At 68.6% G+C, this 13,361-nt stretch carries 15 protein-coding genes; 4 read left to right on the top strand and 11 right to left on the bottom strand.

Annotated elements, in window-relative coordinates; translation table 11 throughout:
* The first annotated feature begins 193 nt into the window (after window positions 1-193).
* Window positions 194-1,504: an aspartate--tRNA(Asn) ligase gene (gene aspS / locus LUX31_RS33485; protein WP_235479055.1), complete on the top strand. Its 1,311-nt coding sequence runs from the start codon at window positions 194-196 to the stop codon at window positions 1,502-1,504.
* Here aspS and LUX31_RS33480 read toward each other — a convergent pair.
* Entirely contained in the window at window positions 1,494-2,060 is a 567-nt protein-coding gene (locus LUX31_RS33480) for a flavoprotein (protein ID WP_235479054.1), read from the bottom strand. The genes aspS and LUX31_RS33480 overlap by 11 nt on opposite strands.
* A gap of 345 nt (window positions 2,061-2,405) precedes the next feature.
* Here LUX31_RS33480 and LUX31_RS33475 point away from each other — a divergent pair, with 345 nt between their 5' ends.
* Window positions 2,406-2,963 carry an HD domain-containing protein gene (locus tag LUX31_RS33475; protein ID WP_235479053.1) on the top strand — a complete coding sequence of 186 codons (558 nt, stop codon included), beginning with the start codon at window positions 2,406-2,408 and terminating at the stop codon, window positions 2,961-2,963.
* A 15-nt stretch (window positions 2,964-2,978) separates the two neighbouring features.
* Here the strand turns inward: LUX31_RS33475 and LUX31_RS33470 are convergent, their stop codons facing one another.
* Window positions 2,979-3,449, bottom strand: coding sequence for an NUDIX hydrolase (locus tag LUX31_RS33470; protein WP_235479052.1), 471 nt, complete (start codon window positions 3,447-3,449; stop codon window positions 2,979-2,981).
* A gap of 15 nt (window positions 3,450-3,464) precedes the next feature.
* Entirely contained in the window at window positions 3,465-4,214 is a 750-nt protein-coding gene (locus tag LUX31_RS33465) for an XRE family transcriptional regulator (RefSeq protein WP_235479051.1), read from the bottom strand.
* Between the two features lie 108 nt (window positions 4,215-4,322).
* Here LUX31_RS33465 and LUX31_RS33460 point away from each other — a divergent pair, with 108 nt between their 5' ends.
* Window positions 4,323-5,012, top strand: coding sequence for an HAD family hydrolase (locus LUX31_RS33460; protein WP_235479050.1), 690 nt, complete (start codon window positions 4,323-4,325; stop codon window positions 5,010-5,012).
* Window positions 5,013-5,071: 59 nt separating this feature from the next.
* Here LUX31_RS33460 and LUX31_RS33455 read toward each other — a convergent pair whose 3' ends face one another.
* The 8 genes from LUX31_RS33455 to LUX31_RS33420 all read right to left on the bottom strand — a co-directional run bounded on the left by LUX31_RS33455 (window position 5,072) and on the right by LUX31_RS33420 (window position 12,496).
* Complete coding sequence (locus LUX31_RS33455; RefSeq protein ID WP_235479049.1) at window positions 5,072-5,641, bottom strand: class I SAM-dependent methyltransferase; 570 nt, start codon at window positions 5,639-5,641, stop codon at window positions 5,072-5,074.
* Window positions 5,638-6,927, bottom strand: a complete 1,290-nt coding sequence (locus LUX31_RS33450) for an MFS transporter (protein ID WP_268828234.1) — start codon at window positions 6,925-6,927, stop codon at window positions 5,638-5,640. Before LUX31_RS33450 ends, LUX31_RS33455 begins: the two co-directional genes overlap by 4 nt.
* Window positions 6,928-7,025: 98 nt before the next feature.
* On the bottom strand, window positions 7,026-7,979 hold the full coding sequence (gene hemC, locus LUX31_RS33445) for a hydroxymethylbilane synthase (protein WP_235479047.1): 954 nt from the start codon (window positions 7,977-7,979) through the stop codon (window positions 7,026-7,028).
* The gene (locus LUX31_RS33440; protein ID WP_235479046.1) at window positions 7,976-8,185 is read right to left on the bottom strand and encodes a hypothetical protein; all 210 of its coding nucleotides are present in this window, start codon (window positions 8,183-8,185) and stop codon (window positions 7,976-7,978) included. Before LUX31_RS33440 ends, hemC begins: the two co-directional genes overlap by 4 nt.
* Window positions 8,163-10,157 (bottom strand): ATP-binding cassette domain-containing protein, encoded by a 1,995-nt coding sequence (locus LUX31_RS33435; protein ID WP_235479045.1) that lies wholly within the window; start codon window positions 10,155-10,157, stop codon window positions 8,163-8,165. The genes LUX31_RS33440 and LUX31_RS33435 overlap by 23 nt, the downstream gene beginning before the upstream one ends.
* Complete coding sequence (locus tag LUX31_RS33430) at window positions 10,154-10,723, bottom strand: NUDIX domain-containing protein (protein ID WP_235479044.1); 570 nt, start codon at window positions 10,721-10,723, stop codon at window positions 10,154-10,156. The genes LUX31_RS33435 and LUX31_RS33430 overlap by 4 nt, the downstream gene beginning before the upstream one ends.
* 86 nt (window positions 10,724-10,809) lie before the next feature.
* Window positions 10,810-11,940, bottom strand: coding sequence for an NUDIX domain-containing protein (locus LUX31_RS33425; protein WP_235479043.1), 1,131 nt, complete (start codon window positions 11,938-11,940; stop codon window positions 10,810-10,812).
* Complete coding sequence (locus LUX31_RS33420) at window positions 11,930-12,496, bottom strand: NUDIX hydrolase (RefSeq protein WP_235480144.1); 567 nt, start codon at window positions 12,494-12,496, stop codon at window positions 11,930-11,932. The genes LUX31_RS33425 and LUX31_RS33420 overlap by 11 nt, the downstream gene beginning before the upstream one ends.
* Before the next feature lie 510 nt (window positions 12,497-13,006).
* Here LUX31_RS33420 and cutA point away from each other — a divergent pair.
* On the top strand, window positions 13,007-13,330 hold the full coding sequence (gene cutA / locus LUX31_RS33415; RefSeq protein WP_235479042.1) for a divalent-cation tolerance protein CutA: 324 nt from the start codon (window positions 13,007-13,009) through the stop codon (window positions 13,328-13,330).
* Window positions 13,331-13,361 lie beyond the last annotated feature (31 nt).

Genomic DNA, 13,361 nt, shown 5'->3' with positions numbered 1-13,361 from the left:
CCCTGTGGTGAAGACCCTCCCGAGCGCGGGGAGGAACGACCCCACCCGGTGGTCCAATGCCCCGCCGGCCGGCCCCCGTCACCGGGCCGAATGAGGCCGCCACCGCGTGGCGGCGAAAGTGCGGTGGTACCGCGAGTTGCCCTTCTCGCCCGCACTCCCAAGGGATCATGACGACGTCCTTCGGAGGACCCGAATGATCCACAGCCGCGTACACGTCTCCGACCTGCGAGAACACGTCGGCCGTACCGTTTCTGTCTGCGGATGGGTGAACACCCTTCGCCTGCAGAGCACTATGCAGTTCGTCATCGTGCGCGACAGCACCGGCATGGTGCAGGTGACCCACAAGCGCAAGGACGGGCCGGTGGAGGCCCAACTCGAAGCTCTCACCCCCGAATCCGCAGTCAAGATCACCGGCCGCGTCGTCGACGCCGCCCAGGTCAAGCTTGGCGGCCTGGAAATCGTCCCTGAGGCGGTTGAGGTCCTGAACCCGGCCGCCACACCGCTGCCGATCGACGAGCACACCGGCCTGGAGCAGCGGATGGACTGGCGCTTCCTGGACGTGCGCCGCCGTCCCGCCACCCAGTTGATGTTCGCCGTGCAGACCACTCTGGAACAGGGCATGCGCGAGTACGCCTTCGCGCAGGGCGCCACCGAGATGCACACGCCCAAGCTCATGGGCATCGCCTCAGAGTCGGGCGCCGAGGTGTTCAAGCTCGGCTACTTCGGTGGCAGCGCCTACCTGGCGCAGTCACCGCAGTTCTTCAAGCAAATGGCGATCTCGGCGGGCGTCGACAAGGTCTTCGAGATCGGGCCGGTCTTCCGCGCCGAGCCGTCGTTCACCTCCCGGCACGCCACCGAGTTCACGGGCGTCGACGTGGAGTTGGCCTGGATCGACGGGGTCGAGGACGTGATGGCGTTCGAGGAGCAGATGCTCGCCCACGCGATCGCCAAGGTCGCGGACGCACACGGCGGGGCGATCGCCGAGCGCTTCGGTGTCGAGGTCACCGTGCCCACGACGCCATTCCCCCGCGTCACCATGGCCGAAGCGCAGAAGATCCTGCGCGAGAGCGGCTGGGACCGGGCAGGGGGCAAGGAGGACCTGGACCCTGAGGGTGAGCGGAGCATCAGCGCTCACATCCAACAGGCCACCGGTCACGAATTCGTGTTCATCACTCACTACCCGGCCAGCATCCGGCCCTTCTACAACATGCGGCCGGCCAACGACCCGAGCGGGACGCTCAGCTTCGACCTGCTGTGGAAGGGGCTGGAGGTCACCACCGGTGCGCAGCGCGAGCACCGGTATGACGTACTGCTGGAGCAGGCCGCCGCGAAGGGGATGAGCCCCGAGCCGATGCGGGACTACTTGAACGCGTTCCGGTACGGGTGCCCGCCCCACGGTGGGCTCGGGATGGGCCTCGGGCGCGTGCTGATGGTGCTGCTCGGCCTGGACTCCATCCGCGAGGCCAGCTTCCTCTTCCGCGGGCCGAACCGGCTCACCCCGTAACTGGTCGCGCGGCCAGCCTGGGTGTGAGCAGCTCCAACGCCTCGTCCCAGCGGAACCGGTCCGCCCCACCGCCGGCCTTCGGCTGGTGAAGCTCGTACGAGCCGATCAGGATGCCCATCTCGCATAACCGCTCCACGCTCTGGCGGTACGCGGGATGGGCGGCCTGGGCGGAGTTCAGATACGGGAGGACCGCGGTGCGGATGCCGAGCCCGTACGCCTCACAAAGGATGGCCAGCGCCAGGGTGTCGGAGATGCCGGCGGCCCACTTGTTGATCGTGTTGAAGGTGGCCGGCGCGACCGCGATGGCGTCAGCAGGCGGCAGCGGACGAGGGTCTCCGGGCGAACGCCAGGCCGAGCGGATCGGGTAGCCGGCCTGCGCCTCGACCGTCTCGGCGTCGAGGAAGCCAAGGCCCTGCGGGGTGGCGACGACACCCACGTCCCATTCTGCTCCCTGAGCAGCAGTGATCAGCGTGCCGACGTCGCCTGCGACACCGGCCGCGCATACGACGACGTACAGGAACGGCTTCTGGATCTGCCGGTCGGGCTGCTCACTCACGCGGGAACTCCAGAGAAAGTCAAAGGCCGTGACGACGTCTTCGAGGATGCCGGGGCGAAACGCCAGAGGTAGACGGCGGCCACGGTGAACAGGCACATACTGCCCTGCATACGGTCAGGTACTGGACAGGGTCGGCGGCTGCCGCCCGCGCCCCGGCAACGAGGACCTCCCACCGCGCGACTGCTGCGTCGCGTCCTTGACCAGGAAAGGCCCCATGAGGCAACCGCCCCTAAATGCCATTGCTGAAAGCTGGCTGGATGCGAAGCGCGGGGACCACCCGAGACGTCCTGGGACGTCCTGCTGATCACCAAACGGTCAACGCGCCTCCCCCATAGGCTGCGGAGCATGGATCTCACCCCTTGGGCCCGTGACCTGGCCGGGTCCCTCCTCGCCGAGCCCCTGCCGCGGCGCTGGGCGCACTCTCAGGGCGTCGCCGCAAAGGCGCAGTCCCTGGCGGGAATCCTTGGCGACGATGCGGAACTCTTGTGGGCCGCGGCAATGCTGCACGACATCGGCTACACGCCGTCACTGGCCACAACGGGGTTCCATCCGCTGGACGGCGCCCGATACCTGCGCGACCATTCGGCTGCGGACGAGCGCCTGGTACGGCTGGTCGCCAATCACTCGTGCGCACGGTTGGAGGCAGAGGAGCGCGGACTGCGAGAGGAGCTGGAGGCCGAGTTCCCGATCCTCGACCACGCCGAGCTGGTGGATGCTCTCGTGTACTGCGACATGACCACCACCCCGGACGGTACCCCCACCACCGTGGATGTCCGGCTGGCGGAGATCCTCACCCGGTACGACCGCGACAGCATCGTCGGCCGGTTCATCCGCCGGGCCGACGAGGATCTGCGAACTGCTGTGTACAGCGTCGAAGCCCGGCTGATCCTGGCCGAGCGGTAAGGCAGGGCACCGCGCTCAGTCGACGTGGGGATGCGTCCCGTCCAAGTAGTGGGCGATCTGCTTCCTCATGGAGGGGTGGATGTCGTACGAGTCCAGATCACCGGGCAGGACCCAGCGGACGTCGTCTGCTTCATCGTTGACAGTCGGTTCGCCGCCGACGGGGCGTCCGATCACGGTCACTTCGTATGCCTGCCGGATCTCGCCGTCCGTGTAGGCGACCACATGTTCGGGGAGCGAGTAAACGCCAAGGAGGCCGATGGGCATGACATCGACTCCGGTCTCCTCCTTACATTCCCGCACCGCGCACTGGGCCGGGGATTCGCCGATGTCCATGGCTCCGCCGGGGAGTGCGTACTGACCGGTGTCGCGGCGGCGCTGCAGGAGGATGGCACCGTCGCTCTCCCGGGCGGCGAGCATGTTGCACGCGGGGATCAGGGTGTTCGGCTTGGGTGCGTTCTCGTCGTACCAGTACTCCGTACGTCCCATCGCGGGCCGTGCTCCTCACATGGATTCGGGTGACCAGGGTTTTGCAGTCTCCCAGACGGCGTCGAAGCTGCCCGCGTAGTGGTCGAACCAGCCGTCGTCTCCCAAGCGTCGGAGTTCGAACAGGGGGTTGGCGCTGGCGGGCTGCCCCCAGACGTGCGGGTTGACGAGGAGTGCGTCATCGAAACGGAAGAGGCTGTTGTACAGGGTCGTGTCGTGGAGGCGTACCTCGCAGCCGGGGGTGCCGATCAGCTTGCGGTAGTAGGTGAGCGATGCCCTGATTTTCGCGGAGAGGGTGCCGCCGATCCCTTCTTCCTCGTCTCGGACGGCGACCGCCTTGCCGGACGGATCGCCGAAACAGAGGCGGACCCGGACGCCGGCGTCGGCGCGCTCGGCGAGCATCGCCGCCACGCGCGGGTTGGTCTGGGCGAAGAACGTTCCGCTGAACACCAGGACGTCGATCTGCTCCTGCGCGGACTTCAGGAGGCGGACCCAGGTTTTCTGCGGGACGCTCGCGCGATTGGGAAAGGCGGCGACCAGCTCCGTCTGTTCCGTCGGCTGGCCCGGAGTGTCGTCCTCCTCCGGCGGCCACAAATACGATTCGTCCACGCCGAGTCTCCGCGCGACCGCCCAGCGGTGCCTGCGGAGTGGCTGTCGGCCCAGGCTGATCCAGCGCTCCACCGTCTTGACGTCGACTTCGCAGGACGCCGCAAGATCCTCCGGGGTCACCTTTCGTTGGATCATCACCGTACGCAGCCGCTCGTTCACATTCGCATCCTCGCAGGACGTCCTGGGACGCGGCAAGATCTTGCGGGACGCCAGGACGTCCCAAGAGGGCACTATTAACAGGCAGTTCACGCTGCTTACCCTGGGCACGTGCAGCTCATCGTGCTCTGGGACGTGGACCATACCCTCGTAGACAACGCCGGCGTCAGCAAAGAGATCTACGCCAGCGCCTTCAAGGCCCTCGCTGGGCGGGACGCCGAGTTGCCCGCGCCGACGGAAGGACGCACCGACCGGGCGATCATGCGCGAGATGTTCGTCCAGCACGCTCTGCCGGTTCCCGGATGGGAGTCGGCGCAGTTGGCGCTGGAAGAAGCCGGGCGGGGCCGCGAGGAGGACCTGCGGCGACGAGGCCGGGTTCTGCCTGGTGTCCAGGAGGCGTTGAAGGCGCTCGCGGCTGACTCCGAGGTCTGTTCCTCGGTCCTCACGGGCAACATCGCGGCGAATGCGCGCGTCAAGCTGGGGGCTTTCGCTCTCGACGTCCTGCTCGACATGTCCGTGGGTGGGTACGGCGAGGACAGTGAGGACCGGGCCCGTCTCGTCGATGCTGCCCGGGCCCGGATTCACGCCGCCTATGGCGTGCCAATGACGACGCCGACCGTACTCATCGGTGATACGCCGCGCGACGTGCGGGCCGCGCATGACACCGGGGCGCGCTGTATTGCTGTCGCCTCGGGCATCCACTCAGTGGCGGAACTCCGTGCCGGCGGCGCCGACTTCGTCGTTCCGGATCTGACGGATACGGAGGGCCTGTTGGCCCACCTGCGGGCAGCAGCAGCCTGAGCCGACCTGTCCCTGCCACCGAGGGGCCTCGTAGAGGTCAGGATTTGGATCGTGACGGGTCAGGGGCGCAGGGCGTAGCAGCGCATCGAGTCCAGGTCTTCACTTCGGACCGATGACCAGGGCGCGGTCAGCAATTCCGCCTGCTGCACGGTGATTCCGATCGATTTCCGTTCCTCCGGGAGGCGTTCAACAAGAGGGGTCACCAGCCAGAACGTTCCGCCGGGTGGGAGGAGCCATCGAACGCGGTCGAGAAACGCGGGCTTGTCCTTGATGAAGGCGAATACCAGTCGGCAGGTGACGAGGGCGTAGCCAGCGTCGGGAAGAACGCTGGTGTCGTCAGTCTCGATGTCCAGGTGACAAAAGCCCGGGCCGACGATCGCGGTTTGCTCGGCCTGCGCGATCTTCAGAGCGGCGGAGGAGCAGTCGATCGCCGTGGTGCGGTATCCCAGGTCGGCGTGCAGGTAGCGGGCAAGTGCGCCGGCCCCGCAGCCGATGTCAAGCGCGGGCCGGCCGCGGCCGGCGCCGAGGAAGCGGCGGGTCAGCTGCTGTTCCTCGGGGCCGAGTCCGCGGTAGCGGCGTCCCGATGCCCACAGCGGGTCCCAGTAGTCGGCCGGGTTGGTGTTCGTCATGGGTTGGCGGGCTCCTCTGCCGGGGTCAGGGAGACGAGGGCGGCGGGGCCGAGAGCGCGGACGGGCGAGTTCCACAGCACGAGGAACGGGACGACCAGGGCCACGGTGATGAGCGTGAGGGTGGGACGCAGGCCGAGCAGAGTGCCCAGTGCGCCGGCGGCGAGCGCGGCGAACGGGCGCAGGCTGAAGGCGAGCCAGGAGCCGGTGGCCTGGGCCCGTCCTTGGAGATGGTCGGGGGCGAGTTCCTGGCGGACGGCCCGCTGGAGCCCGCCGTGGCACACGGCGGCGCCGGTTTGGATGACCATGCCGGAACCAATGGCGATCTGCCCGCCGAGCCCGGGGGTGACGAGGACCAGGGGGATCTGGGCGAGTGGGTTGAGGGCGAGTGCGCCGAGCATCACCTTGCCTGGGCCCCAGCGTCGTTCCAGGGGCTGCCAGACGAGGGCTCCGAGGATGCCTCCGACTCCGCCGGCGCCCATGACGATCCCGAGGGCGGTCGGGGTCCAGTGCAGTTCGCGAAGCAGGTACAGCGACCACAGGGCGCTGCTGGCGGCCAGGACGAAGGAGGTGGCCGTATTCGACAGCACGATCGAGCGCACGACGGGGGTGTGCAGGGTGTAGGTGAGCCCCTCGCGGATTTCCGCCCAGTGGCTCGTGCCCGCCGTGCGTGTGGGAGGCGGGTCTTCCCGGTGCTTGATGCGCGACAGGAGCAGGGCGCTGGCCAGGTAGGAGGCGGCATCGACGGTGACGGCGCGGGCCGCGCCGAGCGCCGTGACGAGGACACCGCCGGAGTTGGTGCCGATCAGGTCGGCCAGGGAGTTGTTGGCGCCCATCTTGGAGTTGCCGTCCTTGATCCGGCCTGGGCCGAGGAGGGAGGGCAGGTAGCTGATGGACGCGTTACTGCCGACCACCTGCAGGGCGGCCACCGTGAAGGCGACCGCGTACAGGTGGATCAAGGTGATGCGGGCGAGGATTTGTGCGGTGGGGAGGGTGAGCAGAACGGCGGCGCAGAGCAGGTCGCAGGTGATGATCACGGGGCGTTTGCGGCGGCGGTCGGCCAGGACGCCGGCGTGGAGGGACAACAGCAGGGGTGGGAGTTTGGAGGCAAAGGCGATCAGCGCGACGTTGAAGGTGGAGGCGTGCAGTTCGACGACGGCCAGGACGGACAGTCCGATCGTGGTCACGCCGCTTCCGGTAACGCTGATGCCCTGCGCGAAGGCGTAGTTCCGGAAGTCTCTGTCCCGCCACAGGCTTCCTTCGGCGTCGGGTTCGGATCGGTGCGGCACGTCGGTGAACTCCCCTCGTAAGTAAAGGCTGTTACGGCCCCGCCGTTCGGTGTCGCGTCCCGTGGTGGGCTCCCGCTGCCGACCAGGGCCGCACACGGTCAGCGCGGCAGGAGTCGTTCGGCTCCTTCGCCGTGCAGCAGCTGGGTGATGTTCTCCACGAGGCCGCCGGGGTCGTCGGCCGGGCCGGTGGCTGCGACGTGGATCGCGTCGCCACCCAAGGGGTGGAAGACGGCGGCGTCGACTCTGATCCGGTGGGGTTTGTCGGTGTAGTGGGCGTGGACTGAGCAGGCGGTCTGGCAGTTGCCTTTGAGCTGGGCGAGGACGCCACGCTCGACGGCCAGCAGCCGTGCGGTGGCGGGGTCATTGATGGCGTCGAGGAGGTGGGCGGCGATGGTGTCGCCGCTGCGCTGCTCGACGACGAGCATGCCCGCGCCGGTGGCCGGGGCCAGCACCGAGGCCGGGATGAGCTGTGTGGCACGGCCCGCCTGGGAGACCCGGCACAGTCCGGCATACGAGACCACAAGGGCGTCGAGTGGGTTGTCGCCTTCGCCGGCGTCGAGGCGGGCGAGGCGGGGAAGCAGGTTGCCGCGCACCGGTTGGATGGTGAGGTGGGGGTAGCGGGTGCGGAGTTGGGCGATGCGGCGCGGCGCGCTGGTGCCGAGGACGCTTCCGGCGGGGAGGTCGTCCAGGGTGGCGTCGGGCTGTCCGACGGGAAGGACGAGGGCGTCCCGGGCGTCTTCGCGGGGCAGGACGGCACCGATGGTGGTGTCGGTGCCGCGCTCGTGCGGGCCTGGGAGGTCTTTGGCGCACGAGACGGTGACATCGACGCGTGCGGCGGCCAGCGCCCGGTCCAGCTCGCGTACCCAGGCGGCCTTGCCGCCGATCTGCGCGAGAGGTCCCTGGTGCAGGTCGCCGGCGGCTTTCATCGGGGTCACGTGGACGGCGACCTGGGGGAAGGCGTGTTCGAGTAGTCCGGCGACGTGCGCTGCTTGGACCAGGGCCAGGTCGGAGTCGCGGGTTCCGAGGACGAGTCGGGGCGGGATGTGGGTCACGGACGGATCCTGGGGTCGGGGAAGTGGGAGGTCACGAGGGTGACGATCGTGGTGATGGCGAGGCCGGCCGCGATCACGCCGAGGCAACCCAGCAGGTCGCGCAGCGTGCTCCACAGCGGGTCGGCGGCCCACTTGCTGGGCCGCCGCGCACCGGGCCGTGCGGTGCGCGGCGGGTGGTGGGTGTCAGTCGGGGGTGCTGGCGGCATGTGATTCGCCGTTGGCCGAGGGAGTCGGCAGCACCAACGGTGCGGCGGCGCCGCCGTACTGGTTGGCCTGCAGGAGGTACATGCGCCGGTAGGGGGAATCAGGCCGCGCCATGAGCTCCTGGTGCGAACCGCTCTCCACGAGGTGTCCCTCGTCCAGGACATAGATGATGTCGGCGTGCTGGACGCCGGCCATGCGGTGGCTGACCAGCACGACGGTCTTGCCTTCGTCGGCCAGGCGGCGGATGCGTTCGAAGGATTCGATCTCAGCCTCGGGGTCGAGGGCGGAGGTGGGCTCATCGGCAATGACGAGGCTCGCCTGCCGATGGCGCAGCCGGGCTTGCCCGACCGTCTGCCACTGTCCCCCGGACAGTTCCTGGCCTCCGCGGAACTGCCGGGCCAGCAGGGTATCGAGACCGCGGGGAAGAGTGTCGGCGAGCTTGTCGGCGCCCGAGTAGGCGGCAGCGCGGGCGATGTCGTCGTCCGCGTTGCGTTCCGGCTGGCCGATCTGGATGTTGGTTCGCAGGGTGAAGGGCCAGCGCTGGAAGCCCTGATCGAGAGCGGCCACGTGCCGGAAGATGTCCACCCGGTCGGCCTCGACGAGATCGGTCTGCCCCCACAGGACGCGGCCGGCCGTTGGCCGGTGCAGCCCGGCGAGGAGCTTCACCGCGGTGGACTTGCCGCTGCCGTTCGCTCCGACCAAGGCGATGACGGCCCCGCGCGGGAAGGTCAGGGTCACCTCCTGCAGAGCGGGAGTGTCGCGGTCGGGGTAGGTGAACGACACGTTCTCGAAGGTGACGTGGTCGGGAAAGTCGTTCACGGGCTGGCCGCCTGTGGGGATGGCCCGGCGTTCGGCTTCGTCACGGAAGTGGTCGAGGTCGCGGACGTAGAGGGACTCCTCGTGCAGCCGCAGGATGTTGTCGACGAGGGCGCCGAGGCTTGCTGAGCCGGTGCGGATCGCGAGCGCGGCCGTGGCAACGGTCGCGGCGCTCATGTGGCCGGTCAGCCACAGCGCCCCCAGGCCGGCAAACGTGGCCGCCGATGCGAGGCCGGCCATGGCGGCAGCGATCAGTTCGGTGACCGCGCGGCCGTCGGCGAGGCGGGTCTGTTCGGCCTCGGCGGTCTGGCCCATCTCGTGGAAGTGATCGAGCAGGAAGGGGCCGACCTGGTGAACGCGGATCTCCGTGGCGGATTCCCTGGCGGTGATGAGGTTGTTGACCAGGCGCTTGGCCCGCTCGTGCTCGATCCACTGCATCCGGGAGGCGTAGCGGCGCCGGGCCACATGCATGGCGCCCCAGCCACGGGGCAGCGCGATGAGCAGCAGCAGGGGCAGCAGTACGGGGCTGAGGACCGTGACCACGCCGGCCGCGGCGACGAGGGAGAACAATCCGTTCACCACGGCCACGCAGACGCCGATCATGGTGCGGGAGGACTGGGCGCCGAAGTACGCCGAGTCCAGCAGGGTGCGGAACTCGCCGTCTTCGATGGCCTCGAGTTCCGCGCGGGCGGCGCCCTCCAGGAACTGTTCGGTGGCTAGCCTCTCGACTTTCGGTTCCAGCCGCCCGGTGCCCGCCGTCGAAAGGCAGGCCAGGACGGTGCCGACCACGGCGATGATGCAGCCGGCGATCAGGGCCGGCAGTGCGGCGTGCAGCCGGGAGACGTTGTCCCCGTCCTTGAGCAGGGCTTGGATCACCTGGTTGGTGACCAGAAGCCCGGCGGCTTGGGTGATGCTCTGGCCCACCTCGGCGATCCCGATGGTCAACAGCGCACGGCGGTCCGCCTGCCAGGCCAGGCGCAGGGTGCTGCCCACCAGCGTCGGCACCATCCGGGCGGCCTGCCCGAATTTGGTGTCCAGTCGCGCGTACTCGTGGCGCACCCAGCCGAAGTCGTAGCGCAGCGCCCCGCCGAAGAGCGCGACCTCAGACTCGGAGACGGTCTGTTCCGTCTTCCAGACCCGTTTCAGGAGCCGCTTCATCGCGCCTCCGACCCGGCCGGGCCGGACAGGACGTGGGACGTGCCGTCAATCAGCACAGCCGGCACACCAGCAAGCAGCGCGGCGTATGCCGCCTGGATGCGGCGGGCGAGGCGGTGCGGCAGCCGCGGGAGGGCCTCCTCGACGGGGAGGAACTCGGCGGCGCCGATCTCCCCGTCCGCGAAGCGCAGGGACTGTGTCTGCTGATCGGTGAGGGGACCCACGTGGAACACCGTGACGACCATGGCCCGCCCGTACCGGGCAGCGGGGACCTGGTCCAGGACGAGGAACCGGCCGATCGGCACGCCGGTCAGGTCGAGTTCCTCGGCCAGTTCACGTTCCAGGCCCTCGATCTGCGTTTCGCCGGCCTCCACCATGCCGCCAGGCAGGTCGAAGCCGTCCTTGTAGGTCGGGTCAACCACGAGAATCCGGCCATCAGCATCGGTGATCAAGGCGGTGCAGGAGGCCATAGGCGCCTCGACCTGGGCCCAGTACGCCCGCTGCTCGTCAGTGACCACGCGGTCAGGGCTGCCAACCATCTGTTCGGTGGTGTCAGGTTCGCCGGACATGAAAGTCCTCCTCCAGGGCCAGAAAGGCAGTGCAGGGCATCGCGCCGACAGGACTCCGGCACGAGAGTGCGCGTCACGTGCGGACGTCAGGGCAGGAGGGCCGCCATGCCCGTGTGGGGAATCTCGATCGCGGCCTGCGGCGGACTCAGCGGAATTCCCCAGCGGGCCGCCGCCGTTCGGGCCGCGTACTCGGCCTGTTCGGCTCCGGCGCGTCCAAGGCCGAGCAACTCGCTCGCCTGCACCGGGCTCACCAGCAGCCGACCGTAGGTAATGCCGGTCGCGACATCCGGCGCCGCTGGCCCCAGGGAATCGATGCGGGCGATGTAACGTGCCCGGGCGTTCGCCCCGGTGCCTGGGCCGTAGACCGCACCGTCCGGATCGAGGAGGTAGCCGAGGTAGGCGGCATCGTGCAGGCGCAGAGCCGCCTCTTCGGCGGCTTCACGCAGTGCCGCCGCCTTCGGCCCGTCGTCGTCCATTTCGACCGTTCCGCCGGGCAGGACAACATGGCCGTCGCGCGGATCCACGAGGACGACAACACGGCCGAGCGGGTCGAAGGCCCACGCCCACGCTTGCTTCACGGGAAGGCCGGCAGCGGGATCCATGGCCGGGTGCCAGGCGACGTCCTGGTAGCCGATCGCAATACGCGGGACCACGTCCAATCGCTGCAGCGCCGGACCGAGCCCGACAGCCTCACCGTCCTCCAGCACAACGGGTCCGGCACGGTCGATCCGGGCGCGCAAGGCAGCAAGCATCCGCCGCCCCTCGATCGAGAACATCCGGGATGCGGCCTGCGCCGGCGGAAGGAAGTCGAACGAGGTGATCTCGTCCTCGGGCAAGCGAATCCGGGCGATGTCACTCTCCGCTAGGACGCCACCGTCCCAGATGGAGACGGTTTCACCGGGAAAGCCGTACACCTTCCCGAATTCCGGATTGCCCTTGCCGACCCAGTCGACCGCCAGGAGCTGGCGTACGCCGACGGACAGCCCGAGTTCCTCGGCCACCTCGCGCACCGCCGCGGCCGAGGGCCGCTCCGCCTGGTCCACGGCTCCACCGGGCAACAGCAGCCTTCCAGGCCGGTACGCGGGATCCAGGGTCAAAACCCTGCCCTCTGCGTCGGTGAACAGCACCGCGGCCCCGCCCCAGAAGACAGCGCGTGAGCGCGCATAGTCCTCCGGCGCCATCAACCCCACCGGCTCGCGCACGTCGTCAGCAGGCATCGGGCCACCCCACCGTGCTCGCGCTCTGTCCCCGCTGAATACAGATCAGGGCCTGGCGGGTGTAGCGCACGAGCCTCTCCGGCAGAGCCGAGAGCGGCCACCACTGCAGCTCCGCACACTTGTCCGGTTCTGCGACATGAGGCCGCCCGGCGTACTGATTGGCGGTGAAGAAGACTTGGAGCCGACTCTCGCGAGTCTTGGGGTCGTAGTCATGGACCGTGTGCGCGACCACCAAGTCCGCCTCTTCAAGAGCGATGCCCAGCTCCTCCCGAGCCTCACGGACCATGCCGGCGAGGAAGGACTCCCCCTCCTCAAGATGGCCAGCTGGAACATGCCACCATCCGTCACACCAAGCAGTGCCCGAACGGAGACCGAGCAACACCCGGTCCCCCCGAACCAGGACTAAGTGAAGTCCGATCACAGAACGGTGTGGCAACACCTTCTCCTTCTCTACATGCCTAGGGCGAAGGGCAGTTGTCCGCACGGGCCGCAAGGCAGGGCCACGGGTGCGGGACGATCCGTTCTGGGAACGCGGCCTCGTGCCAGGTAGTGGCATGGTTGCGGTCAACGCCTCGGCAAGGGCGTCGGGGCGATATCGACGGCACCTAGCAGGCAGCAGACACGACACAGCGGGGCCTCCCGAGCATGAGGAAACAATGCGTACGCCGCCTGTGACCGCAGCGACTCGGGTGCCCGTTGCCGGACTCCGCCGAGTCTATCTACCTTGAGCCCTACGGCCGTTGGGTAAATCGGTCTTCGCGACGCTTCCACTCGTTGCGGTGGTTCTCCGGAGCGTCGGGCGCGTCGCTGCGTACGACGACGACCGGGCAGCCGAGCCGCGGCTAAGGGATGTCGCCTGCGCGTCCTCGCGGGTCGATCCCAGCGGTTACGGGCAACGGGCGCCGGAGGTCACCGGCATCCATCCCTGCCCCGAGTCTCCAACTCTCCGGATGAGTGCAGCATCGGGCCCGTGCGCCTTCTGGTCAGCTCGTGGTCTGGTACCTGCGCAGCACCCATGGGAAGCCGCTGGATAGGGTCAGCTACTCCCGGCTTGAGAGGTAGTGGCATGACCGACATCGTGATTGCGCAGACGACCATAGACGACGAGGACCAGGCGATGGCACTGGCTCGGGGCGCGGTTGAGAGCAAGCTGGCAGCCGGCGCTCACATCGACGCGCCGTTCACCGCCGTCTACTGGTGGAAGAGCGAGATCGAGACGGCGCGCGAGTGGCGGATCTCGTACATGACGACCGTGGGCCGGCTGCCGGAGCTGGAGGCGTGGGTGTCCGAAAGGCACTCGTACGAGGTGCCGCAGTGGGTCACCCTTCCCGTGACAGGCGGATCGAGCGCTTACTTGTCCTGGGTCGTTGAGGAGACGACCCAGCGCTGACGCGCTCGCGTCTTCGGCGAGTTCTGCGTTG

This window comes from Streptomyces sp. GQFP (genome assembly GCF_021545335.1).
GTDB lineage: Bacteria > Actinomycetota > Actinomycetes > Streptomycetales > Streptomycetaceae > Streptomyces.
The sequence above is the reverse complement of the archived record's forward strand: the minus strand, read 5'-3'. Positions and strand labels throughout refer to the sequence as shown.

Coding starts and splice junctions, on each gene's coding strand:
- LUX31_RS33430 (WP_235479044.1), bottom strand. CDS start 10,723: ATGTCCGGCGAACCTGACACCACCGAACAGATGGTTGGCAGCCCTGAC.
- LUX31_RS33455 (WP_235479049.1), bottom strand. CDS start 5,641: ATGACGAACACCAACCCGGCCGACTACTGGGACCCGCTGTGGGCATCG.
- LUX31_RS33470 (WP_235479052.1), bottom strand. CDS start 3,449: ATGGGACGTACGGAGTACTGGTACGACGAGAACGCACCCAAGCCGAAC.
- LUX31_RS33440 (WP_235479046.1), bottom strand. CDS start 8,185: ATGCCGCCAGCACCCCCGACTGACACCCACCACCCGCCGCGCACCGCA.
- LUX31_RS33475 (WP_235479053.1), top strand. CDS start 2,406: ATGGATCTCACCCCTTGGGCCCGTGACCTGGCCGGGTCCCTCCTCGCC.
- aspS (WP_235479055.1), top strand. CDS start 194: ATGATCCACAGCCGCGTACACGTCTCCGACCTGCGAGAACACGTCGGC.
- cutA (WP_235479042.1), top strand. CDS start 13,007: ATGACCGACATCGTGATTGCGCAGACGACCATAGACGACGAGGACCAG.
- LUX31_RS33435 (WP_235479045.1), bottom strand. CDS start 10,157: ATGAAGCGGCTCCTGAAACGGGTCTGGAAGACGGAACAGACCGTCTCC.
- LUX31_RS33420 (WP_235480144.1), bottom strand. CDS start 12,496: ATGCCACTACCTGGCACGAGGCCGCGTTCCCAGAACGGATCGTCCCGC.
- LUX31_RS33425 (WP_235479043.1), bottom strand. CDS start 11,940: ATGCCTGCTGACGACGTGCGCGAGCCGGTGGGGTTGATGGCGCCGGAG.